Source organism: Phenylobacterium sp. (assembly GCF_030645195.1).
Taxonomy (GTDB): Bacteria; Pseudomonadota; Alphaproteobacteria; order Caulobacterales; family Caulobacteraceae; genus Phenylobacterium.
Map to the genome: position 1 here is coordinate 1 of NZ_JAUSLW010000209.1, position 17,312 is coordinate 17,312.

The 17,312-nt window shown below is 69.8% G+C and carries 26 protein-coding genes; 15 read left to right on the forward strand and 11 right to left on the reverse strand.

Annotated elements, in window-relative coordinates; translation table 11 throughout:
* Positions 1–158: 158 nt before the first annotated feature.
* Together maiA and Q7T09_RS19270 are read right to left on the reverse strand one after the other, a co-directional pair.
* Positions 159–806, reverse strand: coding sequence for a maleylacetoacetate isomerase (maiA, locus tag Q7T09_RS19265; RefSeq protein ID WP_304701822.1), 648 nt, complete (start codon positions 804–806; stop codon positions 159–161).
* Between the two features lies 1 nt (position 807).
* Positions 808–1,488, reverse strand: a complete 681-nt coding sequence (locus Q7T09_RS19270; RefSeq protein ID WP_304701823.1) for a fumarylacetoacetate hydrolase family protein — start codon at positions 1,486–1,488, stop codon at positions 808–810.
* A 139-nt stretch (positions 1,489–1,627) separates the two neighbouring features.
* Between Q7T09_RS19270 and Q7T09_RS19275 the strand changes: the two genes are divergently transcribed.
* Positions 1,628–2,836: a CaiB/BaiF CoA-transferase family protein gene (locus tag Q7T09_RS19275; RefSeq protein WP_304701824.1), complete on the forward strand. Its 1,209-nt coding sequence runs from the start codon at positions 1,628–1,630 to the stop codon at positions 2,834–2,836.
* Between the two features lie 23 nt (positions 2,837–2,859).
* A complete protein-coding gene (locus tag Q7T09_RS19280) occupies positions 2,860–3,333 on the forward strand; it encodes a cupin domain-containing protein (protein WP_304701825.1) in 474 nt (157 codons plus the stop codon).
* Here the strand turns inward: Q7T09_RS19280 and Q7T09_RS19285 are convergent.
* On the reverse strand, positions 3,330–3,839 hold the full coding sequence (locus tag Q7T09_RS19285; protein WP_304701826.1) for a TetR/AcrR family transcriptional regulator: 510 nt from the start codon (positions 3,837–3,839) through the stop codon (positions 3,330–3,332). The two genes, Q7T09_RS19280 and Q7T09_RS19285, sit on opposite strands and share 4 nt — an antisense overlap.
* Before the next feature lie 127 nt (positions 3,840–3,966).
* Here Q7T09_RS19285 and Q7T09_RS19290 point away from each other — a divergent pair, with 127 nt between their 5' ends.
* Together Q7T09_RS19290 and Q7T09_RS19295 are read left to right on the forward strand one after the other, a co-directional pair.
* Positions 3,967–4,398 (forward strand): PaaI family thioesterase, encoded by a 432-nt coding sequence (locus Q7T09_RS19290; protein WP_304701827.1) that lies wholly within the window; start codon positions 3,967–3,969, stop codon positions 4,396–4,398.
* A 47-nt stretch (positions 4,399–4,445) separates the two neighbouring features.
* Positions 4,446–5,252, forward strand: a complete 807-nt coding sequence (locus Q7T09_RS19295) for an alpha/beta fold hydrolase (protein ID WP_304701828.1) — start codon at positions 4,446–4,448, stop codon at positions 5,250–5,252.
* On the opposite strand, the gene Q7T09_RS19300 is transcribed toward Q7T09_RS19295, so the two are convergent.
* On the reverse strand, positions 5,249–6,658 hold the full coding sequence (locus Q7T09_RS19300; protein ID WP_304701829.1) for an HWE histidine kinase domain-containing protein: 1,410 nt from the start codon (positions 6,656–6,658) through the stop codon (positions 5,249–5,251). The two genes, Q7T09_RS19295 and Q7T09_RS19300, sit on opposite strands and share 4 nt — an antisense overlap.
* A 195-nt stretch (positions 6,659–6,853) precedes the next feature.
* Here Q7T09_RS19300 and Q7T09_RS19305 point away from each other — a divergent pair, with 195 nt between their 5' ends.
* The 4 genes from Q7T09_RS19305 (at position 6,854) to Q7T09_RS19320 (ending at position 8,528) form a co-directional block, all read left to right on the forward strand.
* Complete coding sequence (locus Q7T09_RS19305; protein ID WP_304701830.1) at positions 6,854–7,177, forward strand: hypothetical protein; 324 nt, start codon at positions 6,854–6,856, stop codon at positions 7,175–7,177.
* Positions 7,174–7,578 carry a hypothetical protein gene (locus Q7T09_RS19310; RefSeq protein WP_304701831.1) on the forward strand — a complete coding sequence of 135 codons (405 nt, stop codon included), beginning with the start codon at positions 7,174–7,176 and terminating at the stop codon, positions 7,576–7,578. The genes Q7T09_RS19305 and Q7T09_RS19310 overlap by 4 nt, the downstream gene beginning before the upstream one ends.
* Positions 7,579–7,652: 74 nt before the next feature.
* Positions 7,653–8,330, forward strand: coding sequence for a superoxide dismutase (locus Q7T09_RS19315; RefSeq protein WP_304701832.1), 678 nt, complete (start codon positions 7,653–7,655; stop codon positions 8,328–8,330).
* Between the two features lie 27 nt (positions 8,331–8,357).
* The gene (locus tag Q7T09_RS19320) at positions 8,358–8,528 is read left to right on the forward strand and encodes a DUF1328 domain-containing protein (RefSeq protein ID WP_215338125.1); all 171 of its coding nucleotides are present in this window, start codon (positions 8,358–8,360) and stop codon (positions 8,526–8,528) included.
* 70 nt (positions 8,529–8,598) lie between these two features.
* Here the strand turns inward: Q7T09_RS19320 and Q7T09_RS19325 are convergent, their stop codons facing one another.
* The 3 genes from Q7T09_RS19325 to Q7T09_RS19335 are packed head-to-tail and all read right to left on the reverse strand — an operon-like array spanning position 8,599 to position 10,611.
* The gene (locus tag Q7T09_RS19325; protein ID WP_304701833.1) at positions 8,599–9,375 is read right to left on the reverse strand and encodes a metallophosphoesterase; all 777 of its coding nucleotides are present in this window, start codon (positions 9,373–9,375) and stop codon (positions 8,599–8,601) included.
* Positions 9,375–10,247, reverse strand: coding sequence for a diacylglycerol kinase family protein (locus tag Q7T09_RS19330; protein WP_304701834.1), 873 nt, complete (start codon positions 10,245–10,247; stop codon positions 9,375–9,377). Before Q7T09_RS19330 ends, Q7T09_RS19325 begins: the two co-directional genes overlap by 1 nt.
* A gap of 7 nt (positions 10,248–10,254) precedes the next feature.
* The gene (locus Q7T09_RS19335) at positions 10,255–10,611 is read right to left on the reverse strand and encodes a hypothetical protein (RefSeq protein WP_304701835.1); all 357 of its coding nucleotides are present in this window, start codon (positions 10,609–10,611) and stop codon (positions 10,255–10,257) included.
* 165 nt (positions 10,612–10,776) lie between these two features.
* On the opposite strand from Q7T09_RS19335, the gene Q7T09_RS19340 reads away from it, so the two are divergent.
* Positions 10,777–11,235, forward strand: coding sequence for an OmpA family protein (locus Q7T09_RS19340; RefSeq protein ID WP_304701836.1), 459 nt, complete (start codon positions 10,777–10,779; stop codon positions 11,233–11,235).
* A gap of 201 nt (positions 11,236–11,436) precedes the next feature.
* On the opposite strand, the gene Q7T09_RS19345 is transcribed toward Q7T09_RS19340, so the two are convergent.
* Positions 11,437–11,799, reverse strand: a complete 363-nt coding sequence (locus Q7T09_RS19345; protein ID WP_304701837.1) for a PRC-barrel domain-containing protein — start codon at positions 11,797–11,799, stop codon at positions 11,437–11,439.
* A 112-nt stretch (positions 11,800–11,911) separates the two neighbouring features.
* Here Q7T09_RS19345 and Q7T09_RS19350 point away from each other — a divergent pair, with 112 nt between their 5' ends.
* Both Q7T09_RS19350 and Q7T09_RS19355 read left to right on the forward strand, forming a co-directional pair.
* Complete coding sequence (locus tag Q7T09_RS19350) at positions 11,912–12,118, forward strand: hypothetical protein (RefSeq protein ID WP_304701838.1); 207 nt, start codon at positions 11,912–11,914, stop codon at positions 12,116–12,118.
* A gap of 16 nt (positions 12,119–12,134) precedes the next feature.
* Entirely contained in the window at positions 12,135–12,401 is a 267-nt protein-coding gene (locus Q7T09_RS19355; RefSeq protein ID WP_304701839.1) for a hypothetical protein, read from the forward strand.
* An 86-nt stretch (positions 12,402–12,487) separates the two neighbouring features.
* Here Q7T09_RS19355 and Q7T09_RS19360 read toward each other — a convergent pair whose 3' ends face one another.
* A complete protein-coding gene (locus Q7T09_RS19360; protein WP_304701840.1) occupies positions 12,488–12,661 on the reverse strand; it encodes a DUF1328 domain-containing protein in 174 nt (57 codons plus the stop codon).
* 101 nt (positions 12,662–12,762) lie between these two features.
* Positions 12,763–13,554 carry a response regulator gene (locus Q7T09_RS19365; protein ID WP_304701841.1) on the reverse strand — a complete coding sequence of 264 codons (792 nt, stop codon included), beginning with the start codon at positions 13,552–13,554 and terminating at the stop codon, positions 12,763–12,765.
* A gap of 335 nt (positions 13,555–13,889) precedes the next feature.
* Between Q7T09_RS19365 and Q7T09_RS19370 the strand changes: the two genes are divergently transcribed.
* The 4 genes from Q7T09_RS19370 to Q7T09_RS19385 all read left to right on the forward strand — a co-directional run bounded on the left by Q7T09_RS19370 (position 13,890) and on the right by Q7T09_RS19385 (position 16,722).
* On the forward strand, positions 13,890–14,078 hold the full coding sequence (locus Q7T09_RS19370) for a NepR family anti-sigma factor (RefSeq protein ID WP_304701846.1): 189 nt from the start codon (positions 13,890–13,892) through the stop codon (positions 14,076–14,078).
* On the forward strand, positions 14,078–14,683 hold the full coding sequence (locus tag Q7T09_RS19375; protein WP_304701842.1) for a sigma-70 family RNA polymerase sigma factor: 606 nt from the start codon (positions 14,078–14,080) through the stop codon (positions 14,681–14,683). The genes Q7T09_RS19370 and Q7T09_RS19375 overlap by 1 nt, the downstream gene beginning before the upstream one ends.
* Before the next feature lie 128 nt (positions 14,684–14,811).
* Positions 14,812–16,536 carry a sensor histidine kinase gene (locus Q7T09_RS19380; RefSeq protein WP_304701843.1) on the forward strand — a complete coding sequence of 575 codons (1,725 nt, stop codon included), beginning with the start codon at positions 14,812–14,814 and terminating at the stop codon, positions 16,534–16,536.
* A gap of 48 nt (positions 16,537–16,584) precedes the next feature.
* A complete protein-coding gene (locus Q7T09_RS19385) occupies positions 16,585–16,722 on the forward strand; it encodes an entericidin A/B family lipoprotein (protein WP_304701844.1) in 138 nt (45 codons plus the stop codon).
* A gap of 64 nt (positions 16,723–16,786) precedes the next feature.
* On the opposite strand, the gene Q7T09_RS19390 is transcribed toward Q7T09_RS19385, so the two are convergent.
* Positions 16,787–17,312: hypothetical protein (locus tag Q7T09_RS19390; RefSeq protein ID WP_304701845.1), on the reverse strand; the 526-nt coding region annotated here is incomplete at its 5' end.

Genomic DNA, 17,312 nt, shown 5'->3' on the forward strand with positions numbered 1-17,312 from the left:
GTGCAGAACGCTATTATGGTGGCGCATGGCGTTGGTCCTTTCTCGTGTCCAAATCACCGGCAAGTGTTTGAAAACGAGTAGAATCAACGCCGTGCAACCTGTCCAGACAAACGGAACCGGACAGCCGTGGGACAAGCCCGGGATGACGAAGGTATGGGTTAGGCCGGGACCGCATCGGGCTGGTTTTCCGGAAGCGCGGCGATGAAGGCCGGGTGCTCCCGAGCCCGGGCGCCTACGGCCTGGATCGACGGCCAGGCGTCCAGCTCCACCTTGTAGCGCGCGGCTGAGGAAATCTGCGGGATCAGGCAGCAGTCGGCGAGGGTCGGGGTGTCGCCAAAGCAGAAGCCGGCGCCGTACTTGGCGATCATCGGCTCCAGGGTGTTGAAGCCGTCGACGATCCAGCGCTCGGTCCACTTGGCGCGGCGCGGGGCGGCGACGTCCATGGCCTCCAGGGCCCGCTGCACCCGCATGTTGTTCAGCGGGTGGATGTCGCAGGCGATGATCCCGGCCATGGCCCGGACCCGGGCGCGATCGAGCGCGCCCTTGGGCAGCAAGGCCGGCTCAGGGTGAGTCTCGTCGAGATATTCCAGGATCGCCAGGCTCTGGGTCAGGACGTCGCTTCCGTCGCCCAGGTCCAGGGTGGGGACCAGGCGCTGGATATTGACGGCCCGATAGGCCGGCTTGTGCTGGGCGCCGGCCACCAGGTCGACGGCCTCATAGGCGTAGTCCAGGCCCTTGAGGGCCAGGCCGATGCGGACGCGATAGGGGGCGGTGGCCCGCCACTGGGAATAGAGGGTCAGGCTCATCTCAGCCCACCGTGAAGCTGAGCTGGCCGACGCCTTCAATGTCGCCCTCGATCTTGTCGCCGGCCACGACGGCCGCGACGCCCTCGGGGGTGCCGGTGAAGATCAGGTCGCCGGGGGCCAGGGTCCAGAGCTTGGAGGCCTCGGCGACGATCTCGGCGACGTTCCAGATCATGTCGGCGACGACGCCCTCCTGTTTCACCGTCCCGTTCACGGAGATGGCGATGCGCCCCTGCGGCGCGGGGCCGGTCCAGGGGCGGATGGCGGAGATCGGGGCCGAGGCGTCGAAGGCCTTGCCGGCCTCCCAGGGCTGACCCTTGTCCTTGGCCGCGTTCTGCAAATCCCGCCGGGTGAGGTCGACGCCGACCGCGTAGCCGTAGACCAGGTCCAGGGCGGCCTCGACGGGGACATTGGCGCCGCCGCCCTTCAGGGCCACCACCAGCTCGATCTCGTGGTGCAGGTTGGCGGTGCGGGGCGGATAGGGGACGCCGCCGCCAGGGGGGACCAAGGCGTCGGCGGGCTTGGCGAAGAAGAAGGGGGGATCGCGGTCGTCGCCTCCCATCTCGCGACGGTGGGCGGCGTAGTTGCGGCCCACGCAATAGACGCGGCGGACGGGGAAGAGGGCGCTTGAGCCCTCGACGGGCACGGCGGCCTGGGCGGGCGGGGCGAGGACGTAGTCGGTCATGAGAGCCGCCTTACGCCCGCGTCGGGTGGAAGGGAACCCCGCGGGCACGCGAAGGGTCCCGGCCGGCGAGATTGACAGACGCGGGGTCAGGCGGGTCCAACGGGTCCGCCATCCAAGCCGACCTGCCCGGAGACCCCAAATGACCGACGCCGCCAACCAAGGCCCCCTGAAGGACCTGGTGGTCATCGAGATGGGCACCCTGATCGCCGGGCCCTTCGCCGGCCAGATCCTCGGGGACTTCGGGGCCCGGGTGATCAAGATCGAGGACCCCAAGGTGGGCGATCCCATGCGCCAGTGGGGCCGCAGCCTGCCTAAGGGCCTGTCGCCCTGGTGGCCGGTGATCGGGCGCAACAAGCAGTCGGTGGGCCTGGACCTGCGCACGCCGGAGGGCCGGGAGATCGCCAAGACCCTGATCGCCAAGGCCGACGTCCTGATCGAGAACTTCCGGCCCGGGACCATGGAGAAGTGGGGCATGGGATATGAGGCCCTGTCGGCGACCAATCCAGGCCTGATCATGGCCAGGGTCTCCGGCTTCGGCCAGACCGGCCCCTATGCCAGCCGCGCCGGCTACGGCCTGATCGGCGAGGCCATGGGCGGCCTGCGCCACGTCACCGGCGAGCCCGACCGGCCCCCGGCCCGGGCCGGCATCTCCATCGGTGACAGCCTGACGGCCATGCACGCGGTGATGGGGATCACCATGGCCCTGCACCACCGGGCCAATACCGGCCACGGCCAGATGCTGGACGTCGCCCTCTATGAGAGCGTGCTGGCGGTGATGGAGAACCTGGTCACCGAGTACGACCTGACCGGCTATGTCCGCGAGCGTTCGGGCTCGATCCTGCCCGGCATCGCGCCGTCGAACGTCTATCCGTGCGCTGAGGGCGAGATGATCCTGATCGGCGGCAATGGCGACACCGTCTTCGCCCGGCTGGCCGAGACGATGGGAAGGCCGGACCTGGCCAAGGATCCCAAGTTCGTCGACCACGCCTCGCGCGGGGTGAACCAGGCCGAGCTGGACGAGATCATCGCGGCCTGGACCAAGGACTTCGCGCTCTCCGACCTGCTGGCCCTGCTGGAGGCCGACGGCATTCCCTCCGGCCGGGTCTTCCGGGCTCCGGACATGCTGGAGAACGCGCAGTTCAAGGCGCGGGCCACCATCGTGGAAACCGACCATCCGGTGTTCGGCAAGATCAAGATGCAGAACGCCTTCCCGAAGATGTCGGAGACCCCCGGCAAGGTCCGCTGGCCGGGCCCGACTCTCGGCCAGCACACCGACGAGGTGCTGACCGGGCTGGCGGGCCTCAGCGCCGACAGGGTGGCGGAGCTGAGGGCCAAGGGCGTAGTCTGAGGTCTCACGCCGGAGGCCTGCCAATGCCCGACATTCCCGAGGACGCCTGGAAGCACACCGGCGTCCGCGTGGTCCCCGGCGACCAGCTCGACACCAACACGCCCCAGACCCCCGGAATGGACCGGGCCGCCGCCATCAACTTCGCCCGGGTCGGCGCCCGCAAGCTCTGGGCCGGGACCGTGCACATCCATGCCGACGCCAAGACCGGCGCCCACCATCACGGGCCCCTGGAGAGCGTCATCTATGTGCTGAAGGGCCGGGCCCGGATGCGTTGGGGCGAGAAGCTGGAATTCACCGCCGAGGCCGGTCCCGGCGACTTCATCTATGTGCCGCCCTATGTGCCGCACCAGGAGATCAACGCCTCCCCCGACGAGACCCTGGAATGCCTGCTGGTGCGCAGCGACAGCGACGCCGTCGTGGTGAACCTGGACATCGAGCCGGTGGAAAAGCCGGAGGGCGTGGCCTGGATCGACCCGATCCACCGGGCGCCTAGCTAGGCGGAGTAGCGCTCCGTCAGCTTCACCAGGGCGTCCTCCAGGCCGGGATCGGCCAGGACCGGCGAGCCCTCCAGCACCGCGGCGCGGATCACCCCGATCACCGCCCGGCTGATGACGAAGCGGTCCAGGCGGTCGCCGGGGTGGCGTTCGATCAGCCGGTTGGTGGTCTTCTCCTCGGTGGGAATATGACCGGTCTCCAGGATCGCCCTCAGGCAGGCCCTGCGCGTGACGGGGCGGTCGGCCATGATGGCGATCTGGGTGCGGATGGCCAGCCGCGCGCTGGAGACTCCGTCGGGGCCGGCCGCCGCGATTAGGGTCTCCCGCACCTTGGCGTTTTCGGCGAGCGCCATGGCCACCAGGATCGCGCGCTTGTCGGCATGGTACTGGTAGAGGGTGCCGATGCTGATCCCCGCCCGCTGGGCGATGGCGTTGGTGGTGAGCGCCGCCTCCCCCTGCGCCTCCAGAATCTGAGCCGTGGCCTCGAAGATGGCCGCCTGCGTCGCCAACGCCCTGGCCTGCCGGGGTTGCCGGCGTTGGGATTGCGGCATCGGTCCAGGGTCTCCGCGGAAGGCGAGTAGCCGAACCTGAGCTTAGCTCGGATTGTCTGCGCCTCAAGTTGGGAGGAGCGTGAAGATGACCTGGGCGACGGAACGGCTGGACGCGTTGAAGGCGGGCGACACCAATGTCCCGCCGGTGGTGACCACCCTGAGGCTGGGAACCCTGGACGATTGGGGGCCCGGCTGGGTACGCAAGGCCTGGACCCCGGAGCCGGAAATCCTCAACCGCGACGGCTCGATGTTCGGCGGACACCTGGCGGCCCTGGCCGACCAGATCCTGGCCTTCGCCACCCTGACCGTGATTCCCGAGGAGAGCTATTTCCGGACCATCAACCTGCAGATGTCCTTCGTGAAGATCGGCCGCGCCCACCCCCTGGCCATCGAGGGCCGGGTGACGGCCACCAGCCGCCAGCTGATCCATGTGGAGGCCGACTTCCGCCGCGAGGACGGCCAGCTCATCGCCCGCGCCGCCGCCCAGCAGGTCCTCATGCCCAAGGTCGCGGGCTGACAGGCGAGGCCCCGGACTCTAGGCTGCGGGCTTGCCAAGGAGCCGCGATGCCCACCGCCCACGTCAACGGCCTGGACCTCTACTACGAGCGCGCGGGAGCCGGCCCGCCCCTGCTGTTCATCTCCGGCACCGGCGGGGACCTGCGCAACAAGCCCAACCAGTTCGACGGCCCCCTGCCCAAGGCCTTCGACATGGTCTCCTATGACCAGCGGGGTCTGGGGCGCTCGGACAAGCCCGATGTCGCCTATACGATGGCCGACTACGCCGACGACGCCGCGGCCCTGATGGGCGCCCTGGGCCTGGAGAAGGCCCATGTGATCGGGGTCTCCTTCGGCGGCATGGTGGCCCAGGAGCTGGTGCTGCGCCATCCGAGCCGGGTGGACCGCCTGGTCCTGGCCTGCACCTCGCCGGGCGGGGCCGGCGGGGCCTCCTTCCCCTTCCACGAGATCGAGCACCTGAAGGGCGAGGCTCGCGCCAAGCACCTGATGCCGATCTCCGACACCCGCCGGGACGCGGCCTGGGCGGCGGCCAATCCCGAGCTCCACGCCCAGTTCGTGGCCATGGGGGCGAGCGACCCCTTCGCGGGCGAGCCCGGCCGGGAAATGGGCGCGCGGCGGCAGCTGGAGGCCCGGGCCCATCACGACACCTGGGACCGGCTGGGCCAGATCGAGGCCCCAACCCTGATCGCCGCGGGCCGCTATGATGGCATCGCCCTGCCGGAGACCCAGGAGAGGCTGGCCGGACGCATCAAGGGCGCGACCCTGCGCTTCTTCGAGGGCGGCCACCTGTTCATGATCCAGGATCGCACCGCCACGGCGGCGATGATCGCCTTCCTGAAGGGCGACCTGCTCTAACCCGCCAACAGGGCCGAGACCGCTGCCGCCACCTGGGTGACGTCGTAGGGCTTGCGGATGATGGGGGCGTCGAAGCCCAGGGGCGCGCCGGCGGAGTCGCCGTAGCCGGTGGCGAAGACGAAGGGGATGCCGCGGGCGGCCAGGGCCTCGGCCACCGGGGTCACCGACAGTCCGTTGAGATTGGCGTCCAGCACCGCGGCGTCTATAGGCCCGTCCAGCAGGGCCATGGCCTCGGACAGCTCATAGGCCGGGCCCACCACCTCGGCGCCGGCCTCGGAAAGCCCGGTCTCCAGCTCCAGGGCCAGCAGCACCGCGTCCTCGACGATCAGCACCCGGGAGCCGCGCAGATTGGTGGGGCCGCGCGCCGTGGGCGTGGTCTCGAACACCCGCATCACCGGCGCCTCGGGCACGGTGTCGGGACGATCGACGATGGTCTGGGGCCCGGCGGTTATCCGCACGCGGACCCCGCCGGCGCGGAATTCGAGCTCCACCTCGCCGTTGAGCTCGCGGCCGGTGACCTGGGCCAACAGGGTGGATCCGAAACCCTTGCGGGCCGGGGGCGAGACCGGGGGACCGCCGCTCTCGCTCCAGATCAGTTCGAAGCCGCCGCCCGTAAGCTTGGTCCATCGCAGGTCGACCCGGCCGGTCTCGGTCGACAGGGCGCCGAACTTCACCGCATTGGTGGCCAGCTCGTGCAGGGCCAGCGACAGGGCGTTGGCCGCCCGTGGGGTCAGGAAGAGTTCGGGCCCCTCCCAGCGGGTCTGGCCCGGGGCCAGGCCCCCCAGCTCGGCGGCCGCCAGATGGGCGATGGCCGCGCCGCGCCAACGGGCGGCGGTGAGCAGTTCGTTGGCCGCGCCCATGGACTTGAGGCGACCGGCGAAGTTGGAGAGGAAGCTTTCCAGCGAGGTGGTGCGCTTGGCGGTCTGGTAAGCGAGCACCTGGACCGCGGCGAGCACGTTCTTCACCCGGTGGTCCAACTCGGCCATCAGGGTGCGGCGCTGGTCCTCCTCGGCGTGGGTCTCGCTGATGTTCTGAACGACGCCGCAGATGGAGGTGACGGCGCCGCTTTCGTCGGTCACCTGGATGCCGGCGTTGCGAATCCAGATCGGCTCCCCGTGGGGCGGGAGCAGTCGGTACTCCATCTCGTAGCGTCCGTCGGCCGCAACGGCCGCGCGCACGCCCCGCAGCACCCGCTCGCGGTCATCGGGATGCAGGGTCTCGAAGAGCGCTTCACCCTGGCGGGCGGGCTGCTCGCCGGCGGGGAGGCCGGTGATGACCGACATGCGGTCGCTGACGATGAAACGGTCCCGGACGAGGTCCCACTCGAACTCGCCCAGCCTCGCGGCCTGCAGCGCCAGGTCCAGACGCTTGCGATCCAGGTTCAGGCCGGTGGCCTTATCGCTCATGGCCAGATCATAGATCGGCGTTTGCCCCGACGCGACAGGAACCGTAGGTTGAGTGGCGGTTTCGGCGACTCATTTTGTGCAGGCGGCCCGGCTTTGCGCGGGCCCGGAACCGGCCTAAGATATGCGGCGTTGAGGCCATGCTGTCCAGCACCCGCAAGTCCTGCGGGGGCCGTCCCATTTTCTGGAGATCCCTGAATGTCCGCGAACGCCGTCGACCGCACCGCCCAGGAAGCCAAGGCGGCCGCCGCCTCGGTGGCCGAAGCCGCGACCCAACTCGCCAGCCAGGCCGAACGGACCTTCTCGGAAGCCTCCAAGCGCTTTGAAAAGGTCGTCGCCGAGGGCCTCGAACAGGTCCGCGCCCAGAGCCGCACCTATGCCGACAACGCCGGCGAGCATCTCGACGAAGCTCAGCGCTACGTCGTCGAACGGGTCCGGGAACGTCCGCTGATGGCGGCCGGCACAGCGCTCGGCGTCGGCCTGCTGGTCGGCCTGCTGCTCGCCAGCGGCCGCAACCGTTGATCCTGAAGAAAGCGCTCCTCTACGTTTCGGCCGTCTCCGCGCTCGCCGCGGCGGCGGCCGTCTGCGTCGTCGCCCTGGCCTTCGCGCTCTACGCCGCCGTCCTGCCGATGGCCGGTCCCGCCTGGGCGGCCGCCTCGGTGGCCGGGGCCGCGGCCCTGCTCATGGCGCTCTGCGCCCTGGCCCTGCTGATCAAGGTCCATCCGCCCAGGTTCGGCAAGCAGCCCGAAGAGCGCGACATCCTCACCAAGATGATCGACCTGGCCCGCGAGAAACCGATCGTCGCGGCCAGCGCCATCATCGCCGCCGGCGCGGTGGCCCTGCGCAACCCCAAGATCGTCGCCACCCTGCTGGCCACGGCCATGGCGACGCGCTCGGCGAGCGGACCCTCGAAGAAGAAATAGCGAACTCGAGGCGGGGTTGAGGGTTTGGAAGGGGACTGGCGTTCGCGCCACCCCTCCAGATCCGGAATCCCGCCATGTTCGAACTTCCGCCCCTGCCCTATGACCACGCGGCCCTGGAGCCGGTGATCTCGCGGGCCACGATGCACCTGCATCACGACAAGCATCACCAGAAGTACGTCGACACCACCAACGAACTGCTGGCCAAGGCCGGCCGCACGCCGGCCAGCCTGGAGGAGGTGGTCCGCGACGCCGCCGGCGACGAGGCCTCGGCCAAGCTGTTCAACAACGCCGCCCAGGCCTGGAACCACACCTTCTTCTGGACCGCCATGAGCGCGCGCCGCCAGGCCCCCGACGGCGTCCTCGCCCAGGCGATCGCGCGGGACTTTGGCGGGCTGGACGCCCTGAAGACCGCCTTCGTGAAGGAGGGCAATGGCCACTTCGGCTCGGGCTGGGTGTGGCTGGCGGCCGAGGGCGAGGCGCTCAAGGTGCTGTCCACCCACGACGCGGCGGACCTCCTGATCCAGGGCGATCTGACCCCCCTGCTGGTCTGCGACCTCTGGGAGCACGCCTATTACCTGGACCACAAGAACGACCGGGAAGGCTTCCTGAAGGCCTGGTTCGACGCCCTGCCCGACTGGAGCTTCGCCGCGACCCAGTACGGCGCGGCCCGGGGCCAGGGAGAGGCCTGGGGCCATCCCGCGCCCGTCACGGGGGCCGGTGGAACGGCTCAGCTTGGCGCACGTTCGAACTAGGTACGCAACACCTATGGAGCTTCACCCATGCTGAGCTGGGCCCTGACCTTCCTGGTGGTCGCCTTGATCGCCGGCCTCCTCGGTTTCACCTCCATCGCGGGCGCCGCGATGGGTGTGGCCAAGATTCTGTTCTTCGTCTTCCTGGTGCTGTTCGTGGTCAGCCTCGTCATGCACCTCGTCCGCGGGCGAAGCGTCTAACAACGCACTCGCGACGAACGCCAAAAAAACGCGCCTCCGACCCGGTCGGGGGCGCGTTTCGCGTTTGGGGTTAGCGCCGGGCCAGCGACCAGGTGCGGGTCGGCTCGAACTTCGACCCGGTCCAGGCCAGGGCCTTGACGTGCATCTCCGCGGCGTCGGTCTCGATGAGGTTGAAGCCCGGCGGCACGCCGCGCTCGCGCACCGACAGGGTGCCTGCCCCGGCGGCATAGGTATGGCCGTCGCCATAGCCATAGGGCCAGGTGAAGGGGGCGTGGATGTGGCCGCTCAGCACCAGGTCGACCCGCGCCTCGGCGAAGGCCTGGGCCGCGACCTCGCCGCGCCAGACCTTGCCGGTCATGGGGCCGCCGATCATCTCGGTGAGGGGATGGTGGCAGACCACGATCCGCAGGGAGTCAGCGGGGGCCCGCGCGAACCAGGTCAGGGCCTCCGCCACCTGGTTCTGCGAGATCTGACCCTTGGACCAGTTGGCCCGGGGTTGGACCCCACGGGCGGTGTTGATCCCGTAGACCGCCAGGCCCGACGCCAGGTGGGTCTGGAAGCGGGCGCGGCCGATGGCGCGCTCGTAGCGGGCGAAGGGGGTGAAGAGGCGGTCGTACCAGGCCAGGTAAGGGGCGTCGTGATTGCCCGGGGTCACCAGGCGCGGTTCGGGCAGGTCCTTCAGCCAGGCGGCGGCGGAGACGAATTCAGCCTTCTCGCCGAACCGGGTCAGATCCCCCGAGACCACCACCAGGTCCAGGGGTTCGGCGGCCAGCCAAGCCGTGGCGGCGGCCACCGCCTGCGGGTTCTCGCCGCCGAAATGGATGTCCGACAGGTGGGCGATCCGCATCAGGTCGTGGCCTTGGGCGGCGCCAGGATGCGGGCTACCTCGTTCTTCCAGGTGACCAGGACGCTGGCGCTCAGGCGCGCCGGCTCGCCGTCCAGCACCGCCGGCACCCCGCTGGAGGCCCAGACCCGGGCCGCGCGGCAGGCCACCGTCTCCACCTTGGGATCGTCGCGCCAATCGCCCATCACCGCGGCCAGGCCCAGGCGCAGGGCCTCGGCCACCCCGGCGGGATCGAGGGCCGCGGCTTCCAGGCAATGATCCTCGTCGTCCAGGGCCCGCGAGGCGATGGGGCACATGAAGGTGAGCGCCTCGGCCTTGCCGCGCGTCGTCCCGTCGAGGCTGTAGCGCAGGCGGCCGGAGAACACCCGCCGCAGGGCGCGCCGGGCGCGGTAGAAGGCGATGATCGGGTGACCCTCGCGCACCGCCTCGCGGGCCGGGGCCATCAGGGCGGCCGATCCGAGGATGGCGGCCACCAGGAACATCCGCCCCTCCACCTCACCGCCGCCGATCACCCGCTCCTCGCCGTGTTCGAGGGTGGCGCGCAGGGCGGCTTTCCAGTCGGCGGTTCCGTAGATGGCCTTGGGCAGCATGTTCATGGTGCCGCCGGGCAGGGGGGCGATCAGCGGACCCTTGACGCCGCACAGCTCGGCGGCGGCCCGGGCGGTGCCGTCGCCGGCCAGGATCACCAGCAGGTCCGGCCCCCGGTCGATGGCCGCCCGAAGGCAACCGGCGACGTCGCCGTTCTCGGGCACGCGGACATTCGCCTGGCCTCCAAACTCGGCCAGGATGGCGCGCGCCTCGTCAGGCGCGGCCGGCCCCACACTGCCCGATGCGGTGTTGGCGAGCAGTTCGATGGTTCGAATCTTCCCCCCCACGGGACCCTCAGCTCTCGGCGTCGGGGGTGGTCTTGGATTTCAGGCTGGCGCCGGCGTCCTTCAGGGCCGCGCCGGCGTCGTCGGCGGCGTTGAGCACCACAGGCTCGGCGCGGTCGGCGGCCACCGCCAGGCCGTGGTCGACCAGCTCGCCGCTGCGGCCGAAGGAGCCCTCCTTGGCCGCCAGGGCCAGGACCACGCCGCCGACCATGGCCGCGGCCACGGTCAGGGTCATCATGACGGGATGGCGCTTGCGGGCCTTGCGTTCGTCGCGGCGGCCGCGCTCATAGGCCGCGCGGGCCTCGTGGTCGGCCTCGGCGACGGTCTCGATCTCGTTCGAACGATGGATGGGACGTTTCCACAGCATGGTCGCGGACTCCGATGGTTCTTGGACTCACCAAACGGTAGAGGCTGTCCAGGGTTCCGGTGGCGACGGGGGGCGAACGGGAAGCTTCGCCGCGCGTTGCGCAACACGGAGGGCGGTCGCGGCGATGGGCTGCGGCGGCGCCTTCCTCCTGAGGGATATGGGCTGATGGCGACTCTACGTGGACTGGGCGCGAGCGTTCTGGTGCTGGCCCTGATGGGGTCGGGGTGCACGACCCTGACCAACGCCCGGGACCGCATCGTCAAGCGCGAGGCGACTTGCCCCGACGTGACGGTCCAGATCTATTTCGAGCCCGACTCCGCCGAGGTCACCGACGAGGGCCGCGCGGTGATCCGCGCCGCCGCCGACCAGGCCAGGGCCTGCAAGGTCGATGAGGTGACGATCCTCGGCCTGGCCGACGCCAAGGGGGCGCCCGGGGCCAATATGGAACTGTCCAAGCGCCGCGCCGCCGCGGTGAGCCAGGCGCTCACCGCCACCGGCCTGCCAGCCGCCGAACTCGACCTGAAGGCCGTGGGCCAGGCCGGATCGGTGACCGCCGACGGCGACACCCGTCCCCTGCGCCGTCGCGCCGACCTGGTGCTGAAGCTCTCCACCCCGCGCCGGTAGAGGCGCGGGCGGAACGCGCAAAAGAAGAGGCGGGCCCGGGAGGCCCGCCTGATAGTTTTTGCACATCGAGAAATGGGGGGTGCGGAGGCGGCAGACCGGCATATTCGCCGGCCTCAAGTCGGGGGGGGCGTCGCCGCCTCCGCAAATATCAAACTCGCGCCCGAATCCTTTGTTCCCGTTCTGCGCGAGTTTTTTCGAAATTTATTCCGCCGCCAGATCGACGGCGGGCATGGAGTCGAACTCGGCCTTGCTGAGGGGGATAACGAAGCGCTCGCCCTCGGCCTTCAGCGCCTTGTAGGGCAGGCTGCGGGGACCGGCGGCGCGCGCGCCCTTGGGCTGGACCAGCACCTGGACCGGACGGCCGTCGGCGGCGGTGATCACCTTGGCGATCACGCCCAGCACCGCGCCGTCGGCGGCGCGGACCTCGCGGCCCTCCAGGATCGGCGCGGGCTGCGCCAGGGCGAGGCCTGCGAAGGTCAGGGTCAGGCCGACGGCGAGGCCGGCGGCGATTAGGTGGCGGGGCTTGATCATGTCGCTCATCAGATAGGAGGCCGGTGGCCTCATTGCGACCATCCTCGCCGATCCCGCCTGAACGGTCGATGAGCGGGAACAGCAGCAAGCCTCCGGCGTTTGCCAAGGTGCGGGCGTCCGGCCCGCGCTGACATTGGGGCTTCCCATGAACCGCGGCATCGAGGCCCCAAGTGGCGGCCTGGTCCTGTTCACCGCGCCGACCGAGCGCCAGCGCCAGACGCGCCGTCGCAGCGCGGCCCTGGCGGTGATCCTCGGCGTCGCCTTCGCCGGCGGCCTGATCGGACAGCTCAGCAGCGTCCACGACGCCGCCCGGCCCACGCCACCCGGCCCGTTCAGCTATTTCCCGAACTAGTACGAGGAGCCGACCCATGGCCGTCCTGAGCCGCAATTCCGCCCACCCCGTCCTCAACGCCACCCGCGCCCGCCAGGGCCGTCTGGGCCGGCATGTGTTCTGGGTGTTGCTGGTCTCCACCGCGCTCGCCGCAATGGCCCTGTTCGGCGCCTGGACCTGGCAGGCCGACAACCTGGCCTCCACCGAGGTCAACAACGCCAGCCAGCCCGCCGACGCCCAGGCCTTCGACATGGGCGCGCCGGGCCCGGCGACCCAGCAGACCTCGCCGACCCTCACCCCCTGAGGGCCCCGGTCCGATCCCAAGGCAAAACGGCCGCCCCATCGGGCGGCCGTTTTCGTAGGAGGGTCCCCGGGGAGGGGCCCCGGTCGCTAGAGGACCGACTGGCCCCGCACCGCGCGGATGACGAAGCTCGCCACCAGCAGGACGAGGAAGATCACGAACAACACCTTGGCCACGGTGGCCGCGAGGCCCGCCAGGCCCACGAAGCCGAGGAGGCCCGCCACGATGGCGAGGATGGCGAAGGTCAGGGCCCAGCCCAGCATGCGGTCAACTCCGTTGCAGGAACGATGCGCCGCCCGACGCGACGCCAAAAACGAAAACGCCGGCGCAGGGCCGACGTTCCGCTCCCGCCATGGGGCCAGATCTAGGCCGCCTGGCGGGCGTTCCTCGGGTGGAAGAACAGCGCCTGGCCGATCGCCGCCTTCACCGTCTCCGGCTGGAAGGGCTTGGTGATCAGGAAGGTGGGTTCGGGGCGTTCGCCGGTCAGCAGCCGCTCGGGGAAGGCGGTGATGAAGATCACCGGCACGTCGTAACGGGCCAGGATGTCCTTGACCGCGTCGATGCCGGAGGAGCCGTCGGCCAGCTGGATATCGGCCAGGACCAGGCCCGGCACCTTGCGGTTCACCGCGTCCACCGCCTCGGTGCGGGTGGCGGCGATGTCGACGACGGTGTGGCCGAGTTCGGTCACCAGGGCCTCGATGTCGGCGGCGATCACCGGTTCGTCCTCGATGATCAGGACATCGGTGGCCAGCTCGGCGTCGATCTCGGCCTGGGCTTCGCCGATGAGGGTCTCCACCTCGGAGAAGTCGGCGCCCAGGATCTGGGCGGCCTCCGAGGGGGTGAAGCCTTCCAGGGCGGTGAGCAGGAAGGCCTGGCGCGAACGCGGGGCGATGCGCATCAGGCGCCCGCTGGCGTCGTCGCCGCCGCCGCCGTCCCGCGGCTCCAGCTTGGCGCCGGTGGTCAGCCAGATGGCGTGGAAGACGTGGTAGAGCGCCACGCGGGGGGTGAGATTGGCGTCCAGCACCCGTTCGCCCGCGGCCAGGGCCTCGAGCGCCACGCGGACATAGTGGTCGCCGGTGGTCTGATCACCGGTGAGGGCGCGGGCGTAGCGGCGCACATAGGGTAGGTGGGGCGCCAGTCGGGCTAGAAGACTCAAGGTGATACCCTCCCCGTTCAAGAAACACGCGACCGCATCGGGATACATCCCGACAGCGCTCATCATAACGCCGGAAACGTCGCTGGGGGGAACCGGTTCCCTTGGGCGGGCGTTTTCTACATTCTAGAACACGGGTTTGAGCCGGAGCATTCTGAAGCAGATCGAAGAGCTCCAGGTCTGTGACTTGGGAGCGACGCGAACGCCGAAAGCAGCGGCGGCCAGCCGTGGCGCTCCTCAAGGGGGTTGATCATGGGAACCGGAATCGGAGCGGGGCGTTGACGGGCGACGATGACCATTCGAGGGGGCAAGCCCCGCGCAAGCGGAGCGCCGAGGACATGATCGAACACACACCCAATGAAGAGCGCCGCAAGACATCGGCGGCTCTCGACGAGGCCAGGCTCCGGCAACAGGCGATCGGGGTGCGTCTGCGACAGATGTTCGACGAAGTGGTCAACGAACCCGTTCCGGACGAATTCCTCGACATCCTGCGCAAGGCCGACAAGCGTTCCTCGGAGAACGGCTGATGTCGGAGGCTGCGTCCAAGCATGCGAACCGCGATCCAGCCGACGATGAGGCGTTCAAGCGCGAACTGGTCAAGCTGATCCCGCACCTGCGCGCCTTCGCCCGCACGCTGGCCGGCGAACCGGCCGGCGCCGACGACCTGGCCCAGGACGCGATGATGAAGGCCTGGGACGCCCGGGCCAGCTTCCAGATGGGCACCAACATGAAGGCCTGGACCTTCATGATCCTGCGCAACCAGTTCTATTCCGAGAAGCGCCGCTCCTGGCGCCAGACCCAGCTCGACCAGGAGGCGGCCGAACGCACCCTGGTGGCCGTGGACGATCCGGAGGCGCCGGTCGCCCTGGACGAACTGCGGATGTCGCTGGCCATGCTGCCGGCGGAGCAGCGCGAGGCGCTCGTCCTGGTGGGCGCGGGCGGCTTCGCCTACGAAGAGGCGGCGGAAATCTGCAATTGCGCGGTGGGCACCGTGAAGAGTCGGGTCAGCCGGGCGCGGCGCGCCCTGCACGCCATCCTCGACGACGGGAGCTATGAGCGCGATGGTGGGGCGGCAGGCGACGCCATGCGCTCCATCCTGGCGGACGCGGAGCGGCTCTCAAGCGCCCGCTAGAGCCCTTTCCGATCTGATTGCGTCAATCAGATCGGATAAAAAGGGCTCTAATTCAAAAAGTTAGAGCATTTTTCGATCCGATAACCGTTTCACACTTATCGGAAAATGCTCTAGGCGACGGGCGTAACATGAACACCTCCCCCTGGGGCTCACTGTCGACGATCCGGGTGCGCCTGACCGCCGCCCTGGCCGCCGCCCTGCTGCCGGTCCTGATCCTGGGCGCCATCCAATCCACCATGGCCTTCCGCCGCGAGGGCGAGATCGTCCGCCAGAACCTGGCCGCCGCCGCCGAGCGCAGCGCCGCCACCGCCCGGGCCCGGATGGAGGCCGCAGACATCCTGCTGGAGACCCTGGCGCCGGCCTCGGTCGGCTTCCAGTGCGCCCAGCGCCTGGCCGAGGTGACCCGGCGGATTCCCGGCTACGCCAACCTGATCCGCTTCGACCGCCGAGGCCGCGTGGCCTGCGCCGCCGGAGACGTGCCCATCGACACCCTGCGCGGCGAACGCCCCTGGTTCAAACAGCTGCAGGCCGGCGACAACCTGGTGGTCACCCGCGATCCCGGCGCGGTCTACGCCAAGCAGCCGGTCCTGCTGGCGGCGGTGCGAGCCACCGATCCCGAGGTGGGATTCGACGGCGCCCTGGTGGCGGTGATCTCCCTGCAGAGCCTGGCCCCGCGCCTGGCCGACCGCTCCCTGCCCAACGAGGCCGAGGTGGCGCTGGCCGACAAGCAGGGCCGCTACATGAACTTCACCGACGGCCAGGCCTTCACCGACCTGCCCGCCGCCTGGCGGACCCGGGCCGACGCCAAGGGCTCGGTGGTCTGGTACGCCAAGGACCGGCGCGGCGACCGCCGGGTCTATTCCGCCGCCCCCCTGGTGGGCGACGACCTCTATGTGATCCTTTCGGCCAAGAGCCAGGGCCTGTTCTCCTGGGCGCGGCTCAATCCCCTGACCGGCCTGCTGTTCCCGATCCTGGCCTTCGTGCTCGCCCTGCTGGCGGTGCTGGTGGTGACCGAGCGGGTGGTGATCCGCTGGATCGCCTATCTGCAGCGGATCGCCGCCCTCTATGCCCGCGGCCGACTGAGCGTGCGGCCCATCCAGGCCGAACAGGCGCCGCCGGAGATCCGCGACCTGGCCGACACCCTGGAGCAGATGGCCGACGCCATCGTCGGACGCGACGCCACCCTGCGCGACAACCTGGCCCAGAAGGACGCGCTGATGCGCGAGATCCATCACCGGGTGAAGAACAACCTGCAGGTCATCTCCTCCCTGCTGAACATGCAGCAGCGGGCGCTCAGCGACCCGGCGGCCCGCGCGGCCATGTCCGACACCCGCCAGAGGATCACCGCGCTCGCCCTGATCTACCGCGCCCTCTACCAGGGCCCGGACCTCAAGAAGGTCGACCTGCGGCCCTTCTTGGAGGAGCTCACCGCCCAGTTGATCGCCGCCGACTCCCTGCATGGCGCCCCGGTGCGGACAGACCTGCATGTCGACGCCCTGGTGATCGACCCCGACCGCCTGGCGCCCCTGGCCCTGTTCACCGTCGAGGCCATCACCAACGCCCAGAAGCACGCCTTCGCCGGCCGGGGCGGCACCCTGACGGTCACCTTCACGGTGGACGGCGAGGAAGCCAAGCTGGAGATCAGCGACGACGGGACCTCCAGCAACGACGTGCTCACGGCGTCCGGGGTGGGCCGCACCCTGATGACCGCCTTCGCCCGACAGCTGCGCGGCCGCAGCGAATTGGTGCGCAATGAAGCGGGCGGCGTGACCGTCCGACTCGTCTTCCCGACGCCTGGCGTGGAAAATACAGTCAAGCCTGACCCCCAGGAAGGGAACCAGGCGGCGGCTTGACCGTTCGTCTCCCGCAAGTTCAACAATCCCCCGGGGAGACTAAACCCAATGCGTAAGATCGCTCTGCTGGCCGTCGTGGCCGCCACCTTCGCCATTTCCGCCTGCAACACCCTCTCGGGCGCCGGCCGTGACGTTTCGGCCGCCGGTTCGGCCGTGACCACCACCGCCGAAGACGCCAAGCACTAAGCTTCGACCCGTACAGGGTTTGGAAATCCCGTCGCACCTCGTGCGGCGGGATTTTTCATGGGCGTCAGTCGCCGCCGAACCAGACGAAGACGCGGTTCAGCTTCTGACCCATGGCGGCGAGCGCGCCGGTCAGCACCGGCTCCTCCGCCCCGCCGGCCCGGACGCGCTCCAGGGCCTTGGCGTCGATCTGACCGTCGAAGGACACTGCGCCCATCACCGGGTCCTCGCCGTAGAAGCTGACCTGCTCGGCGGTGACCCGATAGGCCTTGGGGAGCACCCGGCGGCTGACCTGGTGATAGGGCTGGCCAAGCTCGTTCTCACGCTGCGGACTGGTGACGTCGTCGAACTCCAGCATCACCGGGGCGTAGTTGGGCGAGATCCTTTGGCCCTTCTCGTAGCTGGCGAACTCCTCGGGCGCCCCCAGGTGCAGCGCGCGCAGCTTGAAGTTCCCGAACTGAACCGGCGCCTTGGCGAAATAGTAGCCGAACAGATTGAGGCCCGGCTCGTGGAAGAAGCCGGTGAGATGGGCGGCGGGACCCGCCGGCGCCGTGGGCGCAGCCGGCTGGGCGGGCGCCGCGGGCTGGCCCGGG

Coding starts and splice junctions, on each gene's coding strand:
- Q7T09_RS19350 (WP_304701838.1), top strand. CDS start 11,912: ATGAACCGCGGCATCGAGGCCCCAAGTGGCGGCCTGGTCCTGTTCACC.
- Q7T09_RS19340 (WP_304701836.1), top strand. CDS start 10,777: ATGGCGACTCTACGTGGACTGGGCGCGAGCGTTCTGGTGCTGGCCCTG.
- Q7T09_RS19290 (WP_304701827.1), top strand. CDS start 3,967: ATGACCTGGGCGACGGAACGGCTGGACGCGTTGAAGGCGGGCGACACC.
- maiA (WP_304701822.1), bottom strand. CDS start 806: ATGAGCCTGACCCTCTATTCCCAGTGGCGGGCCACCGCCCCCTATCGC.
- Q7T09_RS19315 (WP_304701832.1), top strand. CDS start 7,653: ATGTTCGAACTTCCGCCCCTGCCCTATGACCACGCGGCCCTGGAGCCG.
- Q7T09_RS19280 (WP_304701825.1), top strand. CDS start 2,860: ATGCCCGACATTCCCGAGGACGCCTGGAAGCACACCGGCGTCCGCGTG.
- Q7T09_RS19275 (WP_304701824.1), top strand. CDS start 1,628: ATGACCGACGCCGCCAACCAAGGCCCCCTGAAGGACCTGGTGGTCATC.
- Q7T09_RS19385 (WP_304701844.1), top strand. CDS start 16,585: ATGCGTAAGATCGCTCTGCTGGCCGTCGTGGCCGCCACCTTCGCCATT.
- Q7T09_RS19270 (WP_304701823.1), bottom strand. CDS start 1,488: ATGACCGACTACGTCCTCGCCCCGCCCGCCCAGGCCGCCGTGCCCGTC.
- Q7T09_RS19300 (WP_304701829.1), bottom strand. CDS start 6,658: ATGAGCGATAAGGCCACCGGCCTGAACCTGGATCGCAAGCGTCTGGAC.
- Q7T09_RS19375 (WP_304701842.1), top strand. CDS start 14,078: ATGTCGGAGGCTGCGTCCAAGCATGCGAACCGCGATCCAGCCGACGAT.
- Q7T09_RS19345 (WP_304701837.1), bottom strand. CDS start 11,799: ATGAGGCCACCGGCCTCCTATCTGATGAGCGACATGATCAAGCCCCGC.
- Q7T09_RS19380 (WP_304701843.1), top strand. CDS start 14,812: ATGAACACCTCCCCCTGGGGCTCACTGTCGACGATCCGGGTGCGCCTG.
- Q7T09_RS19360 (WP_304701840.1), bottom strand. CDS start 12,661: ATGCTGGGCTGGGCCCTGACCTTCGCCATCCTCGCCATCGTGGCGGGC.
- Q7T09_RS19355 (WP_304701839.1), top strand. CDS start 12,135: ATGGCCGTCCTGAGCCGCAATTCCGCCCACCCCGTCCTCAACGCCACC.
- Q7T09_RS19370 (WP_304701846.1), top strand. CDS start 13,890: ATGATCGAACACACACCCAATGAAGAGCGCCGCAAGACATCGGCGGCT.
- Q7T09_RS19335 (WP_304701835.1), bottom strand. CDS start 10,611: ATGCTGTGGAAACGTCCCATCCATCGTTCGAACGAGATCGAGACCGTC.
- Q7T09_RS19325 (WP_304701833.1), bottom strand. CDS start 9,375: ATGCGGATCGCCCACCTGTCGGACATCCATTTCGGCGGCGAGAACCCG.
- Q7T09_RS19305 (WP_304701830.1), top strand. CDS start 6,854: ATGTCCGCGAACGCCGTCGACCGCACCGCCCAGGAAGCCAAGGCGGCC.
- Q7T09_RS19320 (WP_215338125.1), top strand. CDS start 8,358: ATGCTGAGCTGGGCCCTGACCTTCCTGGTGGTCGCCTTGATCGCCGGC.
- Q7T09_RS19295 (WP_304701828.1), top strand. CDS start 4,446: ATGCCCACCGCCCACGTCAACGGCCTGGACCTCTACTACGAGCGCGCG.